A 23,333-nucleotide genomic window follows, 5' to 3' on the forward strand; every position below is an offset into this window, starting at 1 on the left:
TCTCCTCACCAGTGCAGCGCCGCGGTGTGCACGGGCGCATCCCAGAGCTCGGTGAGCTCGTCGTCCAGCTTCAACAGGGTCAAGCTCATGCCCTGCATTTCCAGGCTCGTCACGTACGGCCCGACCAGACGCCTGCGCACCGTGATGCCGCGCTCGGCCAGCAGCTGCTCGGCGATGCCGTGCGCGAGGTACAGCTCCATCGGAGGCGTGCCGCCCATGGAGTTGGTGAACAGCAACACCTCGTCACCCTCGGCGAACGGCAGGTCCTCCAGGATTGGTTCCAGCAGCTGCTGCACGATCTCGTCGGCGGACCCCATCGGGACACGCGCACGGCCCGGTTCGCCGTGGATGCCGATGCCGATCTCCATCTCGTTCTCGGCGAGTTCGAAGCTCGGCCGGCCCGCGTGCGGGACCGTCGGGGCGGTGAGCGCCATGCCCATCGAGCGCACCTGCGAGACGACCTTCTTGGCGAGCTCCTCGCACCTGTCCAGGCCAGCTCCGCCTTGCGCGGCCGCGCCCACGATCTTCTCCACCATCACGGTTCCGCCGACACCACGACGGCCCGCGGTGTGCGTGGAGTCCTTCACCGCGACATCGTCGTCCACGACGACGCTGCGCACATCGGTTCCCTCGGCGCCGGCGAGTTCTGCCGCGGTCTCGAAGTTGAGCACGTCGCCCGTGTAGTTCTTGACGATCAGCAACGCGCCCGCACCACCCTCGGCGGCGCTGATCGCTGCTTGCACCGCGTCCGGTGTCGGGGAGGTGAACACCGCCCCGGGCACCGCGGCCGCGAGCATCCCCGAGCCGACGAAACCGCCGTGCAGCGGCTCGTGACCGGAACCGCCACCGGAGATGACGGCTACCTCGCCCCGCACCGGCGCATCGGCGCGCACGATCACCGCCGGGTCGGTCTGCACCCGCAACAGCTCGGGGTGAGCGGCAGCCATGCCGCGCAACGACGCGGCCACCACGTCCGACGGATCGTTGATGATCTTCTTCACCCGCTGGCCTCCTTGCCTGCGTTCATCTGCCGCGCACCTGCCCGGCGATGGGGATTTCACGCGATCGGCCGCACGGGATCAACTCTGCCGGGCAGCCACCACCTGACATCCCCCGGGCCTCCGCCAGGGGGATGCGTGTGAGCAAGGGAACCTTCCTGTCACCGGCACCGCAAGCCCGGCACCGGGGCGGACGACATCACCGACCGCGCATCAGCCGGATCAGGCGTACGACGGTGCCCACAGTGCTCTTCGGGCGGGCGAAGCTCATCGGGTTGAGCGGGATCTTGAACTTGGTTCGGGTCACCGCCTGCGTACGGGCGAACTCGCGCAGCCCGTCGGCTCCGTGGATGCGGCCGAAGCCAGAGTCGCCGACACCGCCGAACGGCAGTGCGGGAACGCCCGCGAACGAGATCACCGAGTTGACCGCGACCATGCCGCTGCGCAGCTTGCGCGCGAGTTCCATGCCGCGAGCCCGGGAGAACACGGTGCCGCCGAGCCCGTAGCGCGAGTCGTTGGCGCGGGCGATGCCCTCATCGGCGTCGCGCACCCGCTGCACCACGATGGTCGGTCCGAAGGTCTCCTCGGCCACCGCGGCGGAGTCCTCGGGCACGTCGGCGAGCACCACGGGCTCGACGAAGGGCGGGCGCACCGAGTCACGGCCACCGACCACCGCACGTCCGCCACCGCTGATCGCGTCGTCGATGTGCTCGCGGATCAGGTCGACCTGCGAGGCCATCGTGATCGGTCCGAACTCGGCACCCGGCTCGGCACCAGGGCGCAGCTTCTTGGCCCGCTCGGCGACCATCTCCAGGAACCGCTCGGCCACGGCCTCGACCACGTACACCCGCTCGACACCGATGCAGGTCTGGCCCGCGTTGGACATCGCGCCCCAGACCGCGGCGTCCGCGGCCGCCGCCAGGTCGGCGTCGGAGTCGACGATGAGCGCGTCCTTGCCGCCGCACTCGACCAGCACCGGCGTCAGGCTCTGCGCGCAGGAGGCCATCACGCGCTTACCGGTCGCGGTGGAACCGGTGAAGGCCACCTTGTCCACACCGGATTCGCACAGCGCGGCGCCGGTCTCGCCGAAACCGGTGATCAGCTGGAACACGGGGTACTCGGGTACCGCCTCGGCGAAGGTCCTCACCAGCCACTCCCCCACGCCCGGGGTGAGTTCGCTCGGCTTGAACACCACGCCGTTACCCGCGGCCAGCGCGTAGGCGATGGAGCCCATGGGGGTGAAGGCCGGGTAGTTCCAGGGCCCGATCACGCCGACAACGCCGAAGGGGAGGTATTCGACGGTGGAGACCTGGTTGGACATCAGCACGCCGGAGGAGACCTTGCGGCGCTTGAGCACCTTCTCGGCGTTGGCGCCTGCCCAGTGCAGATGGTCGAGGACCAGCACGAGTTCGAGTCTTGCGTCGTCGAGCGGTTTGCCCGTCTCGGCGCAGATCACGCCCGCCAGCTCATCGAGGCGTTTGGCCAGGATCTTCCGCCACTTGTCGAGATGTTGCTTGCGCCCGGCGAAGCCGAGTTCGGCCCATTCCCGCTGGGCCTTGCGCGTCGATGCGACCCGGCTGTTCACCGTCTCCGCATCGTGAATCGGGTGCTCACCCACGACCTCACCGGTTCGGGGGTCGATCGATTGGAAGGTCTCCGACCGCGCGCTCGCGATCTCGACGCTCCCCCGGGCGGTCTGGGTCATGGCCGGCCTCCCAAGTTAACGACGTTCGTTGTCACCGTGCAGCCTACGAAATGACCAGCCTAAGAAGAACCGCCCTGTACCGCCGGACTCAACCACTGGACACGCAGGGTTCGTTCCTGGTGCACTCAGCGGCTGGCCACCAGAAATGCGAAACGGCGCCCACGCAAGTCCGCGCGGGCGCCGTTTTAGCTGTTCACCGGGGTAGCTTACTCGCCGCCCTCGGGTTCCTCCGGCACGACGATCGGCCGCAGCCAGGCCCAGCCGACCATCACGATCGCGAACACGAGCATGCCGACGCCGGCCCACAGGTTGATGTTCAACCCTGCGGACTTGGTGATTTCGGCCTGCGGCTCGACCACTCCGAGCACGATCAGCACGACACCGTAGATGGCGAACAGCAGAGCGATGACCGTGCGAATGTCGAAGGCACCAGCGGTGCGCCCCGAACCTCCACTCGCCATTTGAAGACCTCCTAGTCAGCCTTGTCCGGCATCGTCAGCCGAAGATGATGTTGAGAGCGATGATCAGAATCAGCGCGATGCCGGCCAGCAGGCCCGGACGGCGGTACCAACCGGCGTCCTCACCCGTGGTGGAGGCGCGCAGGCTCTCCCGCGGGGTCAGGCCCCACACGAGGCCCGTGAGCTCGGCCTCGGCCTTCGGCCGGGTGGCCAACGAGACCGCGACGCTGACGACGATGTCGACCACGAAGGCCGCGCCGGCGGCGACGAAGCTCGCGCCCTGGCCGGGCAGATCCAGAACGCCGGTCTCGGACATCACGAACACCGCGACCGCCGAGGCCGTACCGAAGACCAGACCGGACCAACCGGCGTGCGGGGTCATCCGCTTCCAGAACATACCGAGGATGAACGTGGCGAACAGCGGCGCGTTGAAGAACGAGAACAGCTGCTGCAGGTAGTCCATCAGGTTCGCGTAGCCCGACGCGATGAACGCGGTACCCACGGCGACCAAAGTGGCGCCGACGGTCACCCAGCGGCCCATCTTCAGGTAGTAGCTGTCCGGCTTGTTGCGGACGATGTAGGACTGCCAGATGTCGTAGGTGAACACCGTGTTGAACGACGACAGGTTCGCGGCCATACCGGCCATGAACGAGGCCAGCAGACCGGCCAGCGCGATGCCGAGAATGCCGTTGGGAAGCAGGTCCCGCATCATCAGCAGGATCGCGTCGTTGTAGTCGTACGGCCCCTCACCGGTGGCCTTGTACTGCGTCATCTCCGGGATCAGCACCGCGGCGATCATGCCCGGGATGATCACGATGAACGGGATAAACATCTTCGGGAACGCACCGATGATCGGGGTGCGCTGCGCAGCGGACATCGACTTGGACGCCATCGCGCGCTGGACCTCGACGAAGTTCGTGGTCCAGTAGCCGAAGGAGAGCACGAAGCCCAGACCGAACACGAGGCCGACCGCGCTCAGGAAGTTGTTGCTGAACCCGGTGAGCTCGGTGCCGGGCCATGCGGTCAACTGCTCGGCGCCACCGGTACCCGCCGAGACCTTGTCGATCAGGCCCTGCACACCACCGACCTTCATCAGGCCGACGATGGTCAGCGGTGCCAGTGCCGCGACGATCACGAAGAACTGCAGCACCTCGTTGTAGATGGCGGCCGACAGGCCGCCCAGCGCGGTGTAGGAGAGCACAACGGCCGCCGCGACCAGCAGCGACACCCACAGCGGCCAACCCAGCAGCGCGTTGACGATGCTGGCCAGCAGGTAGAGGTTCACACCGGCGATGAGTACCTGGGCCAGTGCGAACGAGAGGCCGTTGACGAGGTGCGCGGCCTTGCCGAATCGCCGCAGCATGAACTCGGGAACGCTGCGCACCTTCGAGCCGTAGTAGAACGGCATCATGACCACACCGAGGAACAGCATGGCCGGAACTGCACCGATCCAGAAATAGTGCATCGTCGGCATGCCGTACTCGGCACCGTTGGCCGACATGCCAATGATCTCAACAGCGCCGAGGTTCGCCGAGATGAATGCCAGACCGGTCACCCACGCCGGAAGCGAGCGCCCGGAGAGGAAGAAATCCAGGCTGGTGGAAACAGCCCGCTTGGCCAAGTAACCGATACCCAGCACGAACACGAAGTACAGCGCCAACAACGCATAGTCGACGCCGTTCGCGTCGAGTAGCTGACCTTGGGCTAGCAGCACTGCCGCCCCACCTCCCAGACCAAACAAAGTCGAACGACAACCACCACATTCGCGATAGCGGTCGGACAGTACCGCACACCCGCACGAGCAACACGTAGCCGATATCAATTCTTTGCACAAAACACTAAATCGATCATGGGGAATCCGCTGGGCGGCCCCACTCGCGAACCTTTCCGGAGGCATCCGTGCGCGCCCCGTGTTCAATCGGGGCCGTTCAGGTCCGTGCGAGTGAGATACGCATTTTCCCAACTATTTCGACGCTTCGTGACTGTATGATCACGCAGAGCATCGATCTACTGGGAGGACAACCGTGAACGCCCGGATCGACCTGGCGATCAGCGCCGGACTCGCGGAACACACGCCCGCCCCGACCCCCGATGAACCCGAGCGGTCCGAACGAGCCCGGCGGCTTGCCGCCGTTCTAGCGCCGCTGACCGCCGTGCACCTGAGGCTCTGCGGACGCACCGCCGAGCAGCGCCGCTGAGGCGATCAGGGCGCTCACTTCCACCGCGGAAAGCAACGAGCCCGACCGGGAGCGAAGACCCGGCCGGGCTCGGCGACTGCTGATCGAAAAGCTCAGAACAAGCGGTACTCGTCGGGCTCGATCCCGCGGAGCTTGTCGTAGTCCAAAGTCACGCAACGGATGCCGCGATCCTCGGCGAGCGTGCGAGCCTGCGGTTTGATCTGCTGCGCGGCGAACACGCCGGTGACCGGGGACAGCAGCGGATCGCGGTTGAGCAGCTCGAGATAGCGGCTGAGCTGCTCGACGCCATCGATCTCGCCACGCCGCTTGATCTCGACGGCCACGCTAGCCCCATCAGAGTCCCGGCACATCAGATCGACCGGCCCGATCGCGGTGGGATACTCCCGGCGTACCAGCGACCAGCCCTCCCCCAGGGTGGTGACGTGTTCGGCCAGCAGCTCCTGCAGGTGCGACTCGACGCCGTCCTTGACCAGACCGGGCTCGGCACCCAGCTCGTGCTTGGAATCGTGCAGCACCTCGTCGACGGTGATCACGAGCTTTTCGCCGGCCTTGTTCTGGACCGTCCACACGCCCGGATCCTCGATCAGCCAGCACGGCGGGCTCATCCAGTTCAACGGCTTGTAGGCGCGGTCGTCGGAATGCACGGACACCGAACCATCGGCCTTGACCAGCAGCAAGCGCTGCGCCATCGGCAGATGCGCGGTCAGACGGCCGACGTAGTCCACCTGGCAGCGGGCAATCACGAGTCGCACTCGGCACAGAGTACGGGCGTCGATCTCGTTGTCGAGCACCCCCACGGGTGATCAACCGGGACATATGGGGCGTGATCATGCAAACTTCTGCATAGACACCCGGATGGGGGAGATCAAAGGCACGAGTTACGGTTACTGTTCGTGATTTCCGCCCGTAACCTGCTTCGCGTCAAGCCCGCTGAGCAGCTCTCCAGCGAGGGCTCGCACAGCGCACTGTCCCGCACGCTCGGCCTGGTGCCGCTGGTCGCGCTGTCGGTCGGCGCAACCCTGGGAACCGGCATCTTCGTGGTGCTCGCCGAAGCCGCGCCCGCCGCGGGCCCCGCCGTGGTGATCTCGTTCGTGCTGGCAGGCGTGGCGGCGCTGTGCTCGGCGCTGTCGTACGCGGAGCTCGCGGGCAGCGTGCCGGTCTCCGGTTCGGCCTACTCCTACACCTACGCCACCCTCGGCGAGATCGTCGCCTGGATCTGCGGCTGGTGCCTGCTGCTGGAGTACGGGGTATCGGTCGCAGCTGTGGCGGTCGGCTGGGGCGGCTACCTCAACGAGTTCCTGCAGGGCACCATCGGCATGGCCATCCCGGAGGCGCTGTCGGCGCCACCCGGCGAAGGCGGCGTGGTCAACATCCCGGCAGCGCTGGTGGTGCTGATGGCGACAGCAGTGCTGATGAAGGGCGTGCGGGAAAGCGCGTGGGTGACCACGATCACCACCCTGCTCAAGATCGCGGTGCTGGTCTTCTTCGTGGCGGTGGCCTTCACCGGCTTCCGGTCGGGAAACATGGCCCCGTTCGCCCCGACCGGTTTCGCGGGCATCTCGGTGGGCGCCTCGGCCGTGTTCTTCTCGTTCATCGGTTTCGACGCGGCCTCGACCGCCGGCGAAGAAGCCCGCAACCCCAAGCGGGACATGCCGCGGGCGATCGTCCTGTCGCTGCTCATCGTCACCGCGATCTACGTTCTGGTGTCCTTCGCCGCGGTCGGCGCGGTCGGTTCCGACGCCCTAGGCGATTCCGAAGCATCGCTGGCCACCGCCTTGCGCGTGGTCACCGGGCAGGGTTGGCCCGCGGTGATCCTCTCGCTGGGCGCCGTCATCGCGATCGCCTCGGTGGTGCTGACGGTCCTCTACGGACAGACCCGAATCCTGGTCGCGATGTCCCGGGACGGTCTGATGCCGAAGATGTTCTCCAAGGTCAACCACCGCTTGGTCCCGTCCCGCAACACCCTGCTGGTCGGCGGTGTGGTGGCTCTGCTCGCCTCGGTCGTGCCGCTCAACCAGCTCGCCGAGGCCACCAGCATCGGCACCTTGATCGCGTTCGGGCTGGTCAACATCGGCGTGGTCATCCTGCGCCGGACACGTCCCGAGCTGCCTCGCGGCTTCAAGACACCGCTGATGCCGATCGTGCCGCTGCTCGGGCTCGGGCTGTGCCTGTACCTGATCACCGGGCTCGACTCGATCACCTGGCTGGCCTTCGCGATCTGGACCGCGGTCGGTCTGGCGGTCTACTTCGGCTACGGGATGCGCAAGTCGCAGCTCAACGACACCGCCGCGCCGGTCGAATAGGCCGCTGCGCAAGTCGCGGTCGAGGGTGGGGCGGTGCTGACCGAAAGGTTCCCTTCATCGCCCCACCGCGACGCCCCCATTCGCATCGACCAACAGCGCTCGCAACGCCGATGCCCGGCTGGGAAGATCAACGCCTCCCTTCACCGGTTCGACCGCCGCTGTCGGGCACCATTGCCGCATGGAGCAGATGAGCAGCCGCGAGATCTATGCGAACCCGTGGATGGTGGTGCGCGAGGACGACGTCCGACGCGATGACGGCTCCGAGGGCGTCTACGGCGTCATCGACAAGCCGACCTACGCGCTCGTGATCGCCCTCGACGACTCCCGGGTGCACCTCGTCGAGCAGTTCCGCTACCCGATCGGCATTCGGCGCTGGGAGTTTCCGCAGGGTACAGCGCCGGACCGAGCCGATGTGGAGCCAGCGGAACTGGCCGCGCGCGAACTGCGCGAGGAGACCGGCCTGCGCGCAGCACACATGCAGGAGCTGGGCACGCTCGACGTCGCGCCGGGAATGTCCAGCCAGCGCGGCCGGGTTTTCCTCGCCACCGGACTCACCCAGGGCGAGCACTCCCGCGAGCTCGAAGAGCAGGACATGAGGACGGCCTGGGTGGAGCGCTCCGAATTCGAGAAGATGATCGAAACCGGCGCGGTCACCGACGCCCAGTCGATCGCGGCCTACACCCTGCTCCTGCTGCGCGAACGCCGCGGCGAGTGATCAGAGCCCGACTCCGCCCAGCGGGTTCACGTCGAGCTGCTCCGGTGGTTCGACGAGCATGTCCAGCAGCTCGTTGAGGTCGACGTCGGCGTGCGTGGCCACCGTGGTCGCCAACGCCGCGTCGGCGCTCTTGAGGTCGGTCCACGTCTCGATGACCCGCACCTTGTCGGGCTCGGCAGCGTCCACGCTGACCACGTAGAGCTCGCAACCCATCGACCCGCGAAGTCCCTCGGCGATCTGCAGCATCACCGAAGCGAGTTCCTCACCACGACCGGGCTTCGCGGTGAAGGTCACGATCCGGCCGACCCGCGTAGAGGTGCTCAACGGTTCCCTTTCCGGAATTCGGCTGGCCCTATCGGGTTCCAGCCACCGATGATCTTCAAGTGCAGCGATGGGCCGCACCGGCGACCCTCACCGATCAGTCCACGACGCGCTCACCGATCAGTCCACGACGCGCTCGATATCGGCGCCCATGCTGCGCAGGTTCTCCACGAAACTCGGGTAACCGCGATCGATGTGGAACGTGTCCCACACCTCGGTCGGCCCCTCCGCGCACAACCCGGCCAGCACCAGCCCGACGCCGGCGCGGATGTCGGTCGCCCACACCGGAGCGCTGGAGAGCCGCTCCATGCCGCGCACCACCGCGTGGTGACCATCGGTGCGCGCGTCCGCGCCCATCCGCACCAGCTCTTCGATGAAGCGGAACCGGGATTCGAAGAGATTCTCGGTGATCATCGAGGTGCCGTCGGCCACCGCCGACAGCGCCAGCGCCATGGGTTGCAGGTCGGTCGGGAAGCCCGGGTAGGGCAGCGTCACGTAGTCGACGGCCTGCGGGCGTTGCGGCATGACGATGCGGAAGCTCTCGTCGCCGTTGGTGACCTCCGCGCCCGCACTGCGCAGCTTCTCCAGAACCAGGTTCACGTGCTGCGGGTCCACCCCGCGCACCGTGACGTCGCCACGAGTCGCGGCCGCGGCGAACGCCCAGGTCGCACCCACGATCCGGTCACCGATCACGCGATGTTCGACCGCCTTGAGCGAACTCACCCCGTGCACCGTCAGCGTGGAGGTGCCAGAACCTTCGATCTTGGCACCCATCTGCTGCAGCATCACGCACAGATCGATGATCTCCGGCTCGCGCGCCGCGTTGTCGATCACCGTGGTTCCCTCGGCGAGCACGGCCGCCATCAGGATGTTCTCCGTCGCGCCCACGCTCGGGAAGTCCAGCCAGATCTGCGCGCCGTAGAGGTTCTCCGCCTCGGCCACCACCGCGCCGTGCTTGATGTGACTGGTGGCGCCCAACTGCCGCAGCCCGTTCTGATGCATGTCCAGCGGCCGCGATCCGATCGCGTCACCACCCGGCAGCGTCACCTCGGCGCGCCGGCAACGCGCCACCAACGGCCCCAGCACGCACACCGAGGCACGCAGCTTGCCCATCGATGGCGAGATGGCCTCGTGGCTGATCGACGCCGGGGTGGTGATGTGCACGGTGCCACCATCGATGGACACCTCGCAGCCGAGGCTGCGCAGCACATCGGCCATCAGGGGAACGTCCAAGATCTCCGGGGCATTGACGAGCGTCGTAGTGCCCTCGGCCAGCAGCGCAGCCGCCATCAGCTTCAACACGCTGTTCTTCGCCCCGACCACGTCCACCGCGCCGACGAGGCGGGCTCCGCCGTGTACCCGGAAATGCTCACTCACAGGAAACGAGGTTACGGCCCCTGCGCCGCGGGCATCGGAGCGGGTGGAGCGCATGAAGGGAACCTTTCTCCGCACCAACCCGAGCGGGGAACCTTTCTGCCGACACCCGAGCCCGCCTGCTCCCCCTAGGCTGTGGGCATGGCTGTCCACCTGACGAAGATCTACACACGGGCCGGCGATGCGGGCACCACGCGCCTGTCGGACAACTCCAAAGTGCACAAAACCGACCCACGCCTGATCGCCTACGCCGACGTGGACGAGACGAACTCCGTGCTGGGTGTCGCCCTGGCCACCGCACAGCTCGACGAGGAGATCGTCTCGGTGCTGCGCGCGGTGCAAAACGACCTGTTCGACGTCGGCGCCGATTTGTCCACACCGGTGATCGACGATCCGCCCTATCCCCCGCTGCGTGTCACCGACGCCTACATCGAGCGGCTCGAGAGCTGGTGCGACGAGTTCAACGAACGCCTCGGCAAGCTCGAGTCCTTCATCCTTCCCGGTGGCACTCCCGGTGGCGCGCTGCTGCACCAGGCGCGGTGCGTGGCGCGACGGGCTGAGCGGTCGGCCTGGAGCTTGCAGGAAGCCGATGAGGAGGGCACCTCGCCGCTGCCAGCGAAGTACCTCAACCGGCTCTCGGACCTGCTTTTCATCCTCGCCCGAGCGGCGAACCCGGACGGCGACGTGCTCTGGAAGCCGGGCGGCAACGCCTAGTCCGCGCAGGATCCGAAACCGGGGCGGGCCGGTGGAACAACGGCGGGCGCACCGCACGATGGGTCTGCGACCCGCAGCCGCGGGCTAGATCTCCTTGGCGAAGCACCTGCTCAGCGGGTCGTCCCGGTAGACACCGAACTTGACGGTCTCGACATAACCGGCGGAGAGGTACAGCCCGATGGCCTCGGGCTGGCGAGTGCCGGTCTCGAGAACCAGCCGCTTGTGCCCGGCGAGCGCGGCAGAGGTCTCCAGCTCGGAGAGCATCCGCCGCGACAACCCCTTGCCGCGCTCCTCCGGCACGATGTACATGCGCTTGAGTTCGACGTCGCCGTCCTGAAAGCCCGGTTCATCGGCGGTGTGCACTCGCCAGCCGCCGGAGGCCACCGGACGATCATCGAGATATCCGATCATGAACAGGCCTTCGGGCGCCGAGAACTCCGCAGGATCGACCGGGGTGAGGTCCGGCTCGCCGTAGCGGCGGACGTACTCCTGCTGCAGGTCCTCGATCAACCGAACCGAATCCGGGTGGTCGTACCCGGAGACCTCAATGCGCACGAATCCAGCGTAATCGGCTCGAAGCTCGATCAACCAAGAGTTTTCGCGAACCAATGCGCGGCATAGGAGTTGTCGTTGTAGGCGGGCACCTCGCGGTACCCGGCCTTGGCGTAGAGCGCCCGCGCCTCGGTGAGCTCGGAAGCGGTGTCCAACCGCACCTCGGTGCAGCCCAGCTCCCGCGCGTGCTCTTCCAGCGCGGCCAGTAGCGCCTTGCCCACTCCCCTGCCGCGTAGCGCAGGAGAAATCCACATCCGACGAATCTCGGCGATCCCGCTCTCACGCCTGCGCACCGCGCCGCATCCCAGAGCACGGCCGCCAGCGCGCACGAGAAGGAAGACCCCGTTCGGCGGGATGAAGGCGTCCTTCGCGGGCGGCGCGGCGCGCGCGGTGTCGAACCCACCCGGGAACCGCTGCTCCAGCTCAGCGACGTACTCAGCCAGCACGTTCTGAGCCTCGGAGCTCTCGTACGGCTCGGAGTCGATGGTGAAGTTCTGCTCGGTCACCCGACCAGTGTCTCCCCGAAAGTTCGCCCGACCTGCAACGGGCTCCGCACTGCGGACGTTGTCCGCCCAGCCCCGAGACAGCCCTGGAGACGAGCAGGGGAACCTTCCTGTCATCGGGCCGCTGGAAGTGACAGGAAGGTCCCCTGTCGATCAGTTTTGGCCTGCGCGCTGCGTATACAGCGGATCGAACAACCGGGCTCGTGGCCGGCCCTTCCCTACGACGCGGAACACGTACCGCTCAGTTTCGTGCGCTGAACCGGTCTGACTTCCGAGACCGACTGACGGAAGGCATGGCGCGATGCGGAAACTGATCTACGGCATGAACCTGACGTTGGATGGCTACATCGCCGCGCCCGGCGACGACCTCGGGTGGAGCGAGCCGAGCGACGAGCTGTTCCAGTGGTGGCTCGATCAGGAGCGGGCGATCGGCTTGCTGCTGTATGGGCGCAAGCTGTGGGAGGCAATGAGTTCCTACTGGCCGACGGGCGACCAGCAGCCCAATGCCACTCCCGCGGAGATCGAGTTCGCGCGGAACTGGCGCGACACGCCGAAGGTGGTGTTCTCCTCGGTCACGGAGAAGGTCGACTGGAACACGCGCCTGGTCACCGGTGACGCGGTCGCGGAGATCACGCAGCTCAAGGCCGAGGACGGCGAGCCGATGAGGGTTGGTGGCGCAACGCTCGCCGGGACAGCCATGCGGTCCGGCCTGATCGACGAGTACGCGATCGTGACCCATCCGATCCTGGTGGGCGGCGGCACGCCGTTCTTCACCGCGCTGGATAGCTGGGTCAACCTGAACCTGGTGGAGACGCGAACATTTCCCGGCGGAGTGGTTCTGACCAGGTACGAGACCAGGCGTCAAGCGCGGCTGCTCGAGGACGAAGCCGGGGCGAGAAAATGATCACCGGTACGTGGCCTGAACTGGGGATACGCGTGCCCGAGCCGTAGTGACAGAAAGGTTCCCCTGCTCGAACCCCGGACACGAAAAAGCGGGGCCCCGCAGGACCCCGCCATTTCCTGGTCGGTTCACGATGCTCTGGGCACCGAGCGCCCCGGAGGTGCCGACTCCAACCAGGACAGGAAGCCGGTCAGGGCATCGGAGTTCATGGCCAGTTCCAGGTCCGGGCCCGTGAGGTCCAGGACAGTGGATCCGGCAGGCATCGCGTACGCCTCCGCACCCGTGGGTTCGCGGCGTTGCGCGATCTCCACGGTGTGCCGGTTGATCACCCAGTTCGGCCCGGACCGCAGGCTCAGGATGCGATACCAGGCGAACTCCTCACCTCGGTAGTGCGCCACCCCGAGATTCCAGCCGCGGCCCCTGCCGTTCCTGGTGGCGCGGAGGGCCACGTCGATGCCTCCGACGCGGAGCTCGCGCAACCTTCGCCAGGCGAGCACCCCGATGAGCAGGGCCGCAAGCACAAGCAGCCCCAGCAACACCACGAGGAACACGACCGGCGAACCCATACGAGCGGCTCAGTCCGTCTGGCCCGCTGCTCGCAATCGGGCGGCAGCCTGTGTTCGGGCCTGCTCGTCGCCGCTGTTTACCTCTTCGCGGGCCTTGGCCACGTCGATCTCCTGAGAGAGCTCAGCGTCCTCGGCGAGCACGCTGACCCCATCCCCGGTGACCGACAGGAAGCCGCCGTGGACCGCAGCGGTGACGGTGTCGTTGTCGGTGGTGTTGATGCGCACCACGCCACCCTCGATCAGCTGGCCGAGGACCGGCTCGTGCCCCGGCAGAATGCCGATCTCGCCTTCGGTGGTCTGCGCGACGACCGAAGTCGCTTCACCGGACCACAGCAGGCGCTCGACGGCGACCAGTTGGACGGACATGTTGGCCACGCGCGTCTCCTTTGTCGGGTGTATGCCCAGCAGTCTAGCCAACGCCAGTAGGGCAATCGTGACTGGCCAGGTTGGAAGTGCCTAGTGGCAAAGGGGGTCGGGACCCGCAGGGCCCCGACCCCGTTTGCCGGTATCGCACACCCCGTGGACGGGGTGGCGGATCACTGCTCGGTGTACTTCTTGTACGCCTGCTCGAGGTCCTCGAGGCCACCGATGGACAGGAACGCCTGCTCCGGGTAGTGGTCGAAGTCGCCCTTGCACAGCTTGTCGAAGGCCTCGACGGTCTCCTTCAGCGGAACGAAGGAGCCCTCCTGACCGGTGAACTGCTTCGCGACGTAGAAGTTCTGCGACAGGTAGCGCTCGATGCGACGCGCGCGCTGCACCGTCACCTTGTCCTCTTCGGACAGCTCGTCCATACCGAGGATGGCGATGATGTCCTGCAGCTCCTTGTACTTCTGCAGGATCCGCTTGACCTCCTGGGCCACCCGGTAGTGCTCGTCGCCGACGATCGCCGGGTCGAGGATCGTGGAGCTGGAAGCCAGCGGGTCCACGGCCGGGTAAATACCCTTCTGCGTAATCGCACGGGAGAGCTCCGTGGTCGCGTCCAGGTGGGCGAAGGTCGTCGCCGGGGCCGGGTCGGTGTAGTCGTCCGCAGGCACGTAAATGGCCTGCATCGACGTAATCGACCGACCGCGGGTGGAGGTGATCCGCTCCTGCAGCTCACCCATCTCGTCGGCCAGCGTCGGCTGGTAACCCACGGCGGAGGGCATCCGGCCCAGCAGGGTGGAAACCTCCTGGCCCGCCTGGGTGAACCGGAAGATGTTGTCGATGAACAGCAGCACGTCCTGGTTCTGGACGTCGCGGAAGTACTCCGCCATCGTCAGCGCCGACAGCGCCACGCGCATACGCGTCCCCGGCGGCTCGTCCATCTGACCGAAGACCAGGGCGGTGTCGGCGAGCACGCCGGACTCCGCCATCTCCGTCCAGAGGTCGTTGCCCTCACGGGTGCGCTCACCGACACCGGCGAACACGGAGGTACCACCGAAGTTCTTGGCGACTCGGCGGATCATCTCCTGGATCAGAACGGTCTTGCCGACACCGGCACCACCGAACAGACCGATCTTGCCACCCTGCACGTACGGGGTGAGCAGGTCGATCACCTTGATGCCGGTCTCCAGCATCTCGGTCTTGCCCTCGAGCTGGTCGAAGGCCGGCGCCTTGCGGTGGATGCCCCACTTCTCGGCGTCCGAGGCGTAGCCCGGCTCGTCGAGGCAGTGGCCCAGCGCGTTGAACACGTGGCCCTTGACGACGTCGCCGACCGGGACGGAGATACCGGCGCCCGAGTCGGTGACGGTCACGCCGCGCACCAAGCCCTGGGTGGGCTGCATGGAGATCGTGCGGACCACGCTGTCACCCAGGTGCTGGGCGACCTCGAGGGTCAGCGTCTTTGCCATGCCCTCGGCGGTGATATCCACCGTCAGAGCGTTGTTCAGGTCCGGCACCTGGTCACGAGGGAACTCGACGTCCACGACCGGGCCGAGTACCCGGACGACGCGGCCCGTGCCAGTGCTAGTGGCAGTAGCAGCAGTCATGTCACTCACTTCCTGCGGACGAGAGCGCCTCGACACCGCCGACGATCTCGCTGATTTCCTGGGTGATCTGGGCCTGGCGGGCCTGGTTGGCCTCGCGGCTGAGGTTGCGGATCAACTCGTCCGCGTTGTCCGTCGCCGACTTCATCGCCGTGCGTCGAGCCGCGTGTTCCGAAGCCGCCGCGTCCAGCAGACCCGCGAACAGCCGGGTCTTGATGTACTTCGGCAGCAACGCGTCGAACAGCGTCTCGGCGTCCGGCTCGAACTCGAAGGCGGGCTTGGGCTTGCGCTCGTCGGTGTACTCGACCTCCATCGGAGCAACCCGACGCACGACCGGCTTCTGCGTGAGCATCGAGACGAACTCGGTGTGCACCATGTGCAGTTCGTCCACGCCCAGCTTACCGTCTGTGCCCGGGTGGTCGAGGTAGTCGTCGGCGCCCGCGAGGAACGCCTTGACCATGGTCTCGCCGACGTTGGACGCGTCGCCGTAGTCCGGCCGGTCGCTGAACCCGGACCAGCTCGCCTCGACGTGCCGCTGACGGAACCGGTAGTACGACTCGCCCTTGCGGCCGATGACGTACAGGACCGGCTCCTTGCCCTGCGAGCGCAGCAGCGTCTGCAGCTCCTCCGCCGCCCTGATCACGTTGGAGTTGTAGCCGCCGCAGAATCCGCGGTCACTGGTCACGACCAGCACACCGGCGCGCTTCGGGTTCGAGCGCTCGGTCAGCAACGGGTGGTCCAACGTGCTCTCGTCGGCCAGCGCGGACAGGACCTTGGTGATCTCCTCGGCGTACGGACGCGACGCCTCGACCCTGGCCTGTGCCTTCATGATGCGCGAGGTAGCGATGAGCTCCTGCGCCTTGGTGATCTTCCGGGTCGATTTGATCGACCGGATGCGGTTCCGGAGTTCCCGAAGTGAAGCCATAACTTACCCGGTCACTTCTTCGGTTCGGGCTTGTCGACCTTCACGGTCTCCTGCCCGACCTCGTCGGCTGCCAGTGCCTCGGCTTCCGGGGCGCTCGGCGCCGGAGTGCCCTCGGAACCGGTGAACTGCTTCTTGAAGTCCTCGACCGCGTCCGCGATGGCCTTCTCGCCATCGGCCGACAGCTTGCCGGTCTCGACGATGTCCTTGAGCGTGGTCTCGTGGGCGCGCCGCATGTGCCCCAGGAACTCCTGCTCGAAGCGCTTGACGTCGTTCAACGCCACGTCGTCGAGGTGGCCCTTGGTGGACACGAACAGCGAGACGACCTCTTCCTCGACCGGCATCGGCTCGCCCTGGCCCTGCTTGAGGACCTCCATCAGGCGGGCACCGCGGTCCAGCTGGGCCTTCGACGCGGCGTCCAGGTCCGATGCGAAAGCGGAGAACGCCTCCAGCTCGCGGTACTGGGCCAGGTCCAGCCGCAGCGAACCGGCAACGCTCTTCATCGCCTTGATCTGCGCGGAACCACCGACACGCGACACCGAGATACCGACGTCGATGGCGGGCCGCTGACCCGAGTTGAACAAGTCGGACTGCAGGAAGCACTGACCGTCGGTAATGGAGATGACGTTGGTCGGAATGTAGGCCGACACGTCGTTCGCCTTGGTCTCGATGATCGGCAGACCCGTCATCGAACCGGCGCCCATGTCGTCGGACAGCTTCGCGCAGCGCTCCAGCAGGCGGGAGTGCAGGTAGAAGACGTCACCCGGGTAGGCCTCGCGCCCCGGCGGACGGCGCAGCAGCAGCGACAGCGCTCGGTAGGCCTCGGCCTGCTTGGTGAGGTCGTCGAAGACGATCAGAACGTGCTTGCCCTGGTACATCCAGTGCTGGCCGATGGCCGAACCGGTGTACGGGGCCAGCCACTTCAGACCCGGCGAGTCGGAAGCCGGGGCCGCGACGATGGTCGTGTACTCCATCGCGCCGGCCTCTTCCAGCGACCGCTTCACACCGGCGATCGTGGAGCCCTTCTGGCCGATCGCGACGTAGATGCAGCGAACCTGCTTGTTCGGGTCGCCGCTGTCCCAGTTGGCCTTCTGGTTGATGATCGTGTCGGCCGCGACCGTGGTCTTACCGGTCTTGCGGTCACCGATGAGCAGCTGGCGCTGCCCGCGACCGATCGGGGTCATCGCGTCGATGGCCTTGATACCGGTCTGCATCGGCTCGCCGACGCCCTGGCGCTGCACGACCGTCGCGGCCTGCAGCTCGAGGGCGCGGTCGTTCTCGGCCTTGATCTCGCCGAGGCCGTCGATGGGCTCGCCCAGCGAGTTCACGACGCGGCCCATGAAGTTGTCGCCGACCGGGGTCGACATGACCCGACCGGTGCGCTTGACTTCCTGGCCCTCTTCGATCTTCTCGGCGTCACCGAGGATGACCGCACCGATCTCCTGGGACTCCAGGTTCATCGCGACACCGTAGATGCCGCCGGGGAACTCCAGCAGTTCCTCGGTCATGACCGAAGGCAGGCCCTCGACATGGGCGATGCCGTCACCAGTATCGGTGACGACCCCGACCTCCTCGCGGCTGACCTCCGGGGAGTAGCTGGAGACGTAATTCTCGATCGCACTGCGGATCTCGTCCGACGAGATCGTCAGCTCCGCCATGTCTCGTTCCTGCCCTCGGTTCGTTCTTGGAAGGGAGTTGGTGTTGCGTGCCGCGCCCGGCCTCTCGGCGAGCGCGGCACGTCGCTAAGTCGGCTCAGTCGGCCAGGTCGCGCCGCAACATCTGCAGGCGGCCCGCCACGCTGCCGTCGATGACCTCGTCACCGACCTTGATCAGCAGCCCGCCCTTGACCTCGGGGTCGATCTCGAAGTGCAAAGCGATCGGGCGGGCGTAGATCCGCTGCAGGGTGTCCGCCAACCGCTGCTGCTGTTCCTCGTTGAGGGGGAACGCAGAGCGGATGTGCGCCACCGAGCGTTCGCGGCGCTTTGCCGACAGCTCGGCCAGCTCTTCCAGCCCCTCGCTGACCCGCTGGCCGTGCGGCCGGGCCACGAGCTGGCGGACCAGTTCGAGGGTCACGGGCTCGACCTTGCCCTCGACCAGCTGGTCCAGCACGGCGGTCTTGCCCGCCGGATCCCCGGTGGGGTCCGACAGCAGCCGCTCCAGGTCCACCTCGGAGGAGATGATCCGGCCGAGCCGGAACAGCTCGTCCTCGACGTTGTCGAGTCGGCCTGCCCGCTCGGCCTGCACCAGCAGCGCGGTGCGCCCCAGCCGCTCCAACCCGTTGACCAGGTCGGACGGACGGGACCAGCGGGCACGGACGGCCTCGACGACCACCGGCAGCGAGCGCGCGCCGAGCTTGCCCTCCAGGAGGCCGCGGGCCAGGTCTTCCCTGGCTCGCGGCTCGGTGGAGGCGTCGGCGAGCGCGCGCCGCAGGGTGGACTCGCGGCCCAGCAGTGCGGCTACGCCGAACAGCTCGTCGGCGAGCCCGGTGATCTCCGCGGCCTGAGCCCCGTCGGTGGCCTGCAGCAACTGCAGCTCACTGGCTGCCATTGCCTCACGGCTCGCGGCGTTCACGAGGGTGCTCAACTCTCAGCGCCTTTCGTTCGGTTCAGGACTCGGACCGGGCCGCGGTGGCCTCCAGGTCGTCGAGGAACCGGTCGACGGTTCCACGACGGCGGGCCTCGTCCTCGAGGGACTCGCCGACCACTCGGCCGGCCAGGTCGACGGCCTGACGACCCAGGTCGGCGCGCAGCTCGGCGACGATCTGAGCCCGCTGGTGCGCCAGCTGCGCCTCACCCTGGCTGACGATGCGATCCGACTCGGTCTGAGCCTGAGTGCGCATCTCCTCCAGGATCTGCTGACCCTCGGCACGGGCGTCGTCGCGGATCCGGGCCGCTTCCGCACGGGCCTCGGCCAGCTGTTCCTTGTACTGCTCGAGCGTCCGCTGTGCCTCGGCCTGCGCGGCCTCGGCCTTGGCGATGCCGCCCTCGATCCGCTCACTACGCTCGGCGTAGAGCTTCTCGAAGCGCGGAACCGCGTACTTCCAGAGCACGAACAGCAGCAGCAGGAACGCGATCAGACCGACCACGATCTCGGCAGGGGCCGGGATAATCGGGTTGTGCCCGCCTTCAGCGGCCAACAGCATCTGGGTCTTCACCACAACGCCTCCCAACGCTCTTTAGCCGTCAGATCAGGCAGCCGACGCGATGAAGTAGATGACCAGACCGATCAGCGCCAGCACCTCGACCAGAACGAAGGAAATCCAGGCGATGCCCTGCAGCTGACCCTGGGCCTCCGGCTGGCGGGCGGTGCCGTTGATGACGGCGGCCCAGATCAGACCCACACCGACACCGGGGCCGATGGCGCCCAGGCCGTAGCCGATCGCGGCAAGACCGGGGTTGATGTTGGCCGCGGCCTCGGAGGCCTGCGCGAGAACGATGTTGCTCACTTTCACTACCTTTCACTCGGTCCGCTTAGGAAGGGCGGATCGACAGGTCCTTTGCGGGTGGGAAAGTCTTTGTCGTCGCCCGGTCTTTTTCTCAGTGACCCTCGGCCAGCGCCGCGCCGATGAAGTTCGCGGTCAGCAGCGCGAAGATGTAGGCCTGCAGCACCTGAATCAGGGCTTCGACGAAAGTCAGGGCGATGGCGAAGGCGAAGGCCACGATGGACACGGGCTTGAACGCCGCGCTCGCCTCGATCAGCAGGTACTCACCGCCCATGGTGAACACCATCAGGATCAGGTGTCCCGCGAACATCGCCGCGAAGACTCGCACCGCCAGAGCGGCCGGCTGGGCGACGAACTTCTGCAGGAACTCGATCGGCGACAGCAGGACGTAGATCGGCTTCGGCACCCCGGGCGGGAACATGACGTGCTTGAAGTACCCGAAGAACCCGTGCCGGGCGAAGCCGACACCGTGGAAGACCACGTACACCACGATGGCCAGCGCGATCGGGAAGCCGATCTTGGACATGGTGGGGAACTGGATGAACGGGATGATGCCGAAAAGGTTGTTCACCAAAACAAAGGTGAACAGGGCGAAGATCAGCGGCACAAACGGACGGAAGTCCTTGGCGCCGATCTGCTCACGCGCGATCTTGTTGCGGGTGAACTCGTATGTGAACTCAGCCACAAACTGTCCCTTGCCCGGGACGAGCTTCATGTTCCGGGTGGCGATCAGGTAGTAGGCGCCCACGATGATCGCCGAAGCCACGACGAGAGCGATCGGCTTGGTAACTCCGCCGAAGATCGGCGGAAGGAAAAAGCTTTCGGCGTCCGGCGGCTGGAACGTTCCGCCTTGGGCCAGCATCAGCGCGCCCAACTGGGCTCCTTCCGGTTCTCCCGGCCGAACTTCACTCTTCCGGGGGAATCGTCACGTTTTGCTTTTAACGTACCCGATACAGGATCCGGTACGCGGAGGGGCCCTCCCCCACCGAAAGGTGATCCGAGGGCCTTCCCTGCGTTTGTCCTTCGACCCGCGTGAGGCAGGGAAGGCTAATTTCGGAGCAGACCTTACCAGCGAGTACGTAGTCACCCGACATGCCGGTGGCCTACTTCTCAGATTCCACCCATCGGTAGGCGCAGGTTAGGCCGTCGAAACGGTTCAGTTACCCGGAATGACGGTAGGGATCTTGGTCCGTTTGAAGGCAACCACCTCGGCACCGGCCCACACCATCACGGTGGCCAGGAAGGTGAGCGCCAGCGACTCGCGGTGGATGAACGCGATGGTCCCCAGCAACGTCATCACCACCAGCAGCACGAGCATCTTGCCCACGTAGCCGCCGAGCGCCACGACCATCACGAAGTTCGGGTTCATGCCGCCGGTGAACCGCATCAGCCAGATCGTCAGCAGCGACGAGCCGAAGGCCACCACGCCACCGATCAGCGCGCCGGCCAAGCCGGACGTGCCGGCCAGCAACGTCGCGACGATCGCTCCGACGGCAACGGCCGCCACGCCCGGCCACAACGCGGTGCGCAGCATCGCCGAGGCCAGCCTGCGCACGACCTGGGCGTGCGGGTTCTCCTGCTCGCCGGCGTCCGGCTCGGCTGCTTCGCTCATCAGGACTCTCGATCGGCTCGGGTTCGCATGCGCGGGATCAACGAAATGATAGCCGCCAGCAGCACCGCCAGAGCGACGACCCATGCCACCAGCACCGCGTTGAACAGCGTCAACGACACCGCACCGAAGGCGATCACCGCCGCCCACAGGTAGATGAGCAGTACCGCGCGGCGCTGCGAATGTCCGATTTCCAGCAGCCGGTGGTGCAGGTGCATCTTGTCGGCGTGGAAGGGGCTCTTGCCCGCGCGAGTGCGGCGGACCACCGCCATGATCAGGTCCAGCAGCGGGACGAACAGCACCGCGGCGACCACCAGCAGCGGCGAGAGCAGGGCGATCGTGTCGCCGGGTCCGGCACCGTCGCCCGCGGTGGGCAGGATCCGCCCCGAAGCCGAGGTGCTCGCGGTGGCCAGCATCAGACCGATCAGCATCGATCCGGAATCGCCCATGAAGATCTTGGCCGGCTGGAAGTTGTGCGGCAGGAAGCCCAGGCAGGCACCGGCGATGGCCGCGGCGATCAGCGCGGGCGGGTAAGCGGTGACGTCACCGTTCTGGCGATCCAGCACGCCCAGGCAGAACACGAACGTCGCCGCAGCGGAGATCAGACCGATCCCCGAAGCCAGCCCGTCGAGACCGTCGACGAAGTTCATCGCGTTGATCATCGCCACGACCAGCAGCACGGTCAGCAGCTGCCCCTGGGTGCTGCCCAGCACCAGCAGCTGACCCACGTGCCCCTCGACGCCGCCCCACGGAACCCACAGCAGGAACCACTGCACGCCGGAGAGCACCAAGATCCCGGCGGCGGTGACCTGGCCTGCCAGCTTGGTCAGCGAGTCCAGCTCGAACCGGTCGTCGAGCGCGCCGACCAGCACGATCAGGCCTCCGGCGATGACCACCGCCAAGGAATCCTTCGAGTAGGTGAACCCGCGGGAGAGCGCCGGCAGGTTGGCGGCCAGGAACATCGCGGCCAGCACCCCGCCGTACATCGCCACCCCGCCCATCCGGGGCATCGGCTTGACGTGCACGTCCCGGACGCGCGGATAGGCCACCGCGCCGACCCGGATCGCCAGCAGCCGCACCAGCCCGGTCAGCAGGAACGTCGTGACCGCGGCGGTGAGCAGGACCAGCAGGTACTCACGGGCTGGTAGCCCGACTGGCGCCCAAGGTGTGTCGTCCATACCGGTGGCTCACCCGCGCAAGCGCGCGATGTCGATGTTTCGCCCCCAGAACGGAGTACTCAAACCCGGCGCTCCTCGTCGCATGCTCGAATCGCGGTCCCAATGCCGGTCCGCAACCTGGCGAACACGGGCGTCCCGCGCGAACCCGGCGCGCGCGGGCGATTTTGGTGCGTGCCCAACGCTATCGATCGCCGACGCGGACGCTGTCACCGGTCCGCTTCAATCTCCACGCCGAGCACGTCGGTCAGCTGTTCTCTGGTCACCGCGCCATCGCGCAACACCCGCGGCTGCCCCTGCGTGAGATCGACGATGGTGGACGGAACCGCCTCCCCCGATGGCCCGCCGTCCAAGTAGGTCTGCACGCGGTCGCCCAGCTGCTCCTCGGCCTCGGCGGCGGTCGCCGCGGGCGGGTGCCCGGTGCGGTTGGCGCTGGAAACGGCCATCGGGCCGACCTCGCGCAGCAGGTCCAGCGCAACCGGGTGCAAGGGCATCCGCAGGTTCACGGTGCCGCGGGTCTCCCCCAGGTTCCAGTTCAGCGACGGGGCCTGCTGCAGCACCAGCGAGAGCCCACCGGGCCAGAACGCCTCGATCAGCGCGCGAGCCTGCTGCGGAACCGACATCACCAGCCCATCGACAGTGGACCAGGACCCGACCAGCACCGGCACCGGCATGTCCGGGCCGCGCCCCTTGGCCGCCAGCAGCGCCTGGACCGCGTTGGCGTCGAAGGCGTCGGCCCCGATCCCGTAAACCGTGTCGGTGGGAAGCACGACGAGCCCACCTGCGCGAACGCTGTTCGCCGCGGCGGCCAGACCGGCCTCCCGATTGTCCGGAGTGGTGCAGTCAAAAACGGTGCTCACTCCTCGAATCCTGGCACGCCCACTTGCAACCCTTTCGAGCGGTGCGGCAGATC

Annotated in this window: 26 protein-coding genes; 5 read left to right on the forward strand and 21 right to left on the reverse strand. The window is 66.9% G+C overall.

The window, feature by feature from the left end:
* Positions 1-5: 5 nt before the first annotated feature.
* The 4 genes from dhaK to ABD289_RS13395 form a co-directional block, all read right to left on the reverse strand.
* A complete protein-coding gene (dhaK, locus tag ABD289_RS13380) occupies positions 6-1,001 on the reverse strand; it encodes a dihydroxyacetone kinase subunit DhaK (RefSeq protein ID WP_344131068.1) in 996 nt (331 codons plus the stop codon).
* Positions 1,002-1,197: 196 nt separating this feature from the next.
* The gene (locus ABD289_RS13385; protein WP_344131071.1) at positions 1,198-2,703 is read right to left on the reverse strand and encodes an aldehyde dehydrogenase family protein; all 1,506 of its coding nucleotides are present in this window, start codon (positions 2,701-2,703) and stop codon (positions 1,198-1,200) included.
* A gap of 206 nt (positions 2,704-2,909) precedes the next feature.
* On the reverse strand, positions 2,910-3,164 hold the full coding sequence (locus ABD289_RS13390) for a hypothetical protein (protein ID WP_344131074.1): 255 nt from the start codon (positions 3,162-3,164) through the stop codon (positions 2,910-2,912).
* A 34-nt stretch (positions 3,165-3,198) separates the two neighbouring features.
* Positions 3,199-4,872, reverse strand: a complete 1,674-nt coding sequence (locus ABD289_RS13395) for a sodium:solute symporter family protein (protein WP_344132040.1) — start codon at positions 4,870-4,872, stop codon at positions 3,199-3,201.
* 313 nt (positions 4,873-5,185) lie between these two features.
* Here ABD289_RS13395 and ABD289_RS13400 point away from each other — a divergent pair, with 313 nt between their 5' ends.
* Positions 5,186-5,359 carry a hypothetical protein gene (locus ABD289_RS13400; protein ID WP_344131077.1) on the forward strand — a complete coding sequence of 58 codons (174 nt, stop codon included), beginning with the start codon at positions 5,186-5,188 and terminating at the stop codon, positions 5,357-5,359.
* Positions 5,360-5,451: 92 nt separating this feature from the next.
* Here the strand turns inward: ABD289_RS13400 and nucS are convergent, their stop codons facing one another.
* The gene (gene nucS / locus ABD289_RS13405) at positions 5,452-6,111 is read right to left on the reverse strand and encodes an endonuclease NucS (RefSeq protein ID WP_344131080.1); all 660 of its coding nucleotides are present in this window, start codon (positions 6,109-6,111) and stop codon (positions 5,452-5,454) included.
* A 141-nt stretch (positions 6,112-6,252) separates the two neighbouring features.
* Between nucS and ABD289_RS13410 the strand changes: the two genes are divergently transcribed.
* Positions 6,253-7,662 carry an amino acid permease gene (locus tag ABD289_RS13410; RefSeq protein WP_344131082.1) on the forward strand — a complete coding sequence of 470 codons (1,410 nt, stop codon included), beginning with the start codon at positions 6,253-6,255 and terminating at the stop codon, positions 7,660-7,662.
* 178 nt (positions 7,663-7,840) lie between these two features.
* Positions 7,841-8,377, forward strand: coding sequence for an NUDIX domain-containing protein (locus ABD289_RS13415; protein WP_344131085.1), 537 nt, complete (start codon positions 7,841-7,843; stop codon positions 8,375-8,377).
* Here the strand turns inward: ABD289_RS13415 and ABD289_RS13420 are convergent, their stop codons facing one another.
* Positions 8,378-8,701, reverse strand: a complete 324-nt coding sequence (locus ABD289_RS13420) for a putative quinol monooxygenase (RefSeq protein WP_344131087.1) — start codon at positions 8,699-8,701, stop codon at positions 8,378-8,380.
* Between the two features lie 117 nt (positions 8,702-8,818).
* Entirely contained in the window at positions 8,819-10,075 is a 1,257-nt protein-coding gene (gene murA / locus ABD289_RS13425; protein WP_344131091.1) for a UDP-N-acetylglucosamine 1-carboxyvinyltransferase, read from the reverse strand.
* Between the two features lie 138 nt (positions 10,076-10,213).
* Between murA and ABD289_RS13430 the strand changes: the two genes are divergently transcribed.
* Positions 10,214-10,786: a cob(I)yrinic acid a,c-diamide adenosyltransferase gene (locus tag ABD289_RS13430; RefSeq protein WP_344131094.1), complete on the forward strand. Its 573-nt coding sequence runs from the start codon at positions 10,214-10,216 to the stop codon at positions 10,784-10,786.
* Positions 10,787-10,870: 84 nt separating this feature from the next.
* Here the strand turns inward: ABD289_RS13430 and ABD289_RS13435 are convergent, their stop codons facing one another.
* Both ABD289_RS13435 and ABD289_RS13440 read right to left on the reverse strand, forming a co-directional pair.
* Positions 10,871-11,341, reverse strand: coding sequence for a GNAT family N-acetyltransferase (locus tag ABD289_RS13435; protein WP_344131097.1), 471 nt, complete (start codon positions 11,339-11,341; stop codon positions 10,871-10,873).
* Between the two features lie 29 nt (positions 11,342-11,370).
* Complete coding sequence (locus ABD289_RS13440; RefSeq protein WP_344131100.1) at positions 11,371-11,844, reverse strand: GNAT family N-acetyltransferase; 474 nt, start codon at positions 11,842-11,844, stop codon at positions 11,371-11,373.
* Between the two features lie 298 nt (positions 11,845-12,142).
* Between ABD289_RS13440 and ABD289_RS13445 the strand changes: the two genes are divergently transcribed.
* The gene (locus ABD289_RS13445) at positions 12,143-12,745 is read left to right on the forward strand and encodes a dihydrofolate reductase family protein (protein WP_344131103.1); all 603 of its coding nucleotides are present in this window, start codon (positions 12,143-12,145) and stop codon (positions 12,743-12,745) included.
* Between the two features lie 125 nt (positions 12,746-12,870).
* On the opposite strand, the gene ABD289_RS13450 is transcribed toward ABD289_RS13445, so the two are convergent.
* From ABD289_RS13450 to ABD289_RS13505, 12 genes are all read right to left on the reverse strand, one after another.
* Positions 12,871-13,308, reverse strand: coding sequence for a DUF2550 domain-containing protein (locus ABD289_RS13450; RefSeq protein ID WP_344131106.1), 438 nt, complete (start codon positions 13,306-13,308; stop codon positions 12,871-12,873).
* A gap of 9 nt (positions 13,309-13,317) precedes the next feature.
* Positions 13,318-13,683, reverse strand: coding sequence for a F0F1 ATP synthase subunit epsilon (locus tag ABD289_RS13455; RefSeq protein WP_344131109.1), 366 nt, complete (start codon positions 13,681-13,683; stop codon positions 13,318-13,320).
* A 161-nt stretch (positions 13,684-13,844) separates the two neighbouring features.
* Positions 13,845-15,275 carry a F0F1 ATP synthase subunit beta gene (gene atpD / locus ABD289_RS13460; protein ID WP_344131112.1) on the reverse strand — a complete coding sequence of 477 codons (1,431 nt, stop codon included), beginning with the start codon at positions 15,273-15,275 and terminating at the stop codon, positions 13,845-13,847.
* 1 nt (position 15,276) lies between these two features.
* Entirely contained in the window at positions 15,277-16,197 is a 921-nt protein-coding gene (locus ABD289_RS13465; RefSeq protein WP_344131115.1) for a F0F1 ATP synthase subunit gamma, read from the reverse strand.
* A gap of 11 nt (positions 16,198-16,208) precedes the next feature.
* On the reverse strand, positions 16,209-17,852 hold the full coding sequence (gene atpA, locus ABD289_RS13470; protein WP_344131117.1) for a F0F1 ATP synthase subunit alpha: 1,644 nt from the start codon (positions 17,850-17,852) through the stop codon (positions 16,209-16,211).
* 94 nt (positions 17,853-17,946) lie between these two features.
* Positions 17,947-18,777 (reverse strand): F0F1 ATP synthase subunit delta, encoded by an 831-nt coding sequence (locus tag ABD289_RS13475; RefSeq protein WP_344131121.1) that lies wholly within the window; start codon positions 18,775-18,777, stop codon positions 17,947-17,949.
* A 22-nt stretch (positions 18,778-18,799) separates the two neighbouring features.
* Entirely contained in the window at positions 18,800-19,348 is a 549-nt protein-coding gene (locus ABD289_RS13480) for a F0F1 ATP synthase subunit B (protein ID WP_344132043.1), read from the reverse strand.
* A 33-nt stretch (positions 19,349-19,381) separates the two neighbouring features.
* On the reverse strand, positions 19,382-19,639 hold the full coding sequence (locus ABD289_RS13485) for an ATP synthase subunit c family protein (RefSeq protein ID WP_344131124.1): 258 nt from the start codon (positions 19,637-19,639) through the stop codon (positions 19,382-19,384).
* Between the two features lie 91 nt (positions 19,640-19,730).
* Entirely contained in the window at positions 19,731-20,510 is a 780-nt protein-coding gene (gene atpB, locus ABD289_RS13490; RefSeq protein ID WP_344131127.1) for a F0F1 ATP synthase subunit A, read from the reverse strand.
* Between the two features lie 282 nt (positions 20,511-20,792).
* The gene (locus tag ABD289_RS13495; RefSeq protein ID WP_344131130.1) at positions 20,793-21,248 is read right to left on the reverse strand and encodes a Cg1360 family ATP-synthase-associated protein; all 456 of its coding nucleotides are present in this window, start codon (positions 21,246-21,248) and stop codon (positions 20,793-20,795) included.
* Positions 21,248-22,423: a glycosyltransferase family 4 protein gene (locus ABD289_RS13500; RefSeq protein WP_344131133.1), complete on the reverse strand. Its 1,176-nt coding sequence runs from the start codon at positions 22,421-22,423 to the stop codon at positions 21,248-21,250. Before ABD289_RS13500 ends, ABD289_RS13495 begins: the two co-directional genes overlap by 1 nt.
* A 206-nt stretch (positions 22,424-22,629) precedes the next feature.
* Positions 22,630-23,280, reverse strand: a complete 651-nt coding sequence (locus tag ABD289_RS13505; RefSeq protein WP_344131136.1) for an L-threonylcarbamoyladenylate synthase — start codon at positions 23,278-23,280, stop codon at positions 22,630-22,632.
* Positions 23,281-23,333 lie beyond the last annotated feature (53 nt).

The sequence above is a fragment of the Saccharopolyspora halophila genome, assembly GCF_039531955.1.
Classification (GTDB): domain Bacteria; phylum Actinomycetota; class Actinomycetes; order Mycobacteriales; family Pseudonocardiaceae; genus Saccharopolyspora; species Saccharopolyspora halophila.

Coding starts and splice junctions, on each gene's coding strand:
- ABD289_RS13385 (WP_344131071.1), bottom strand. CDS start 2,703: ATGACCCAGACCGCCCGGGGGAGCGTCGAGATCGCGAGCGCGCGGTCG.
- ABD289_RS13390 (WP_344131074.1), bottom strand. CDS start 3,164: ATGGCGAGTGGAGGTTCGGGGCGCACCGCTGGTGCCTTCGACATTCGC.
- ABD289_RS13415 (WP_344131085.1), top strand. CDS start 7,841: ATGGAGCAGATGAGCAGCCGCGAGATCTATGCGAACCCGTGGATGGTG.
- ABD289_RS13430 (WP_344131094.1), top strand. CDS start 10,214: ATGGCTGTCCACCTGACGAAGATCTACACACGGGCCGGCGATGCGGGC.
- ABD289_RS13445 (WP_344131103.1), top strand. CDS start 12,143: ATGCGGAAACTGATCTACGGCATGAACCTGACGTTGGATGGCTACATC.
- ABD289_RS13450 (WP_344131106.1), bottom strand. CDS start 13,308: ATGGGTTCGCCGGTCGTGTTCCTCGTGGTGTTGCTGGGGCTGCTTGTG.
- atpD (WP_344131112.1), bottom strand. CDS start 15,275: ATGACTGCTGCTACTGCCACTAGCACTGGCACGGGCCGCGTCGTCCGG.
- ABD289_RS13465 (WP_344131115.1), bottom strand. CDS start 16,197: ATGGCTTCACTTCGGGAACTCCGGAACCGCATCCGGTCGATCAAATCG.
- atpA (WP_344131117.1), bottom strand. CDS start 17,852: ATGGCGGAGCTGACGATCTCGTCGGACGAGATCCGCAGTGCGATCGAG.
- ABD289_RS13495 (WP_344131130.1), bottom strand. CDS start 21,248: ATGAGCGAAGCAGCCGAGCCGGACGCCGGCGAGCAGGAGAACCCGCAC.
- ABD289_RS13500 (WP_344131133.1), bottom strand. CDS start 22,423: ATGGACGACACACCTTGGGCGCCAGTCGGGCTACCAGCCCGTGAGTAC.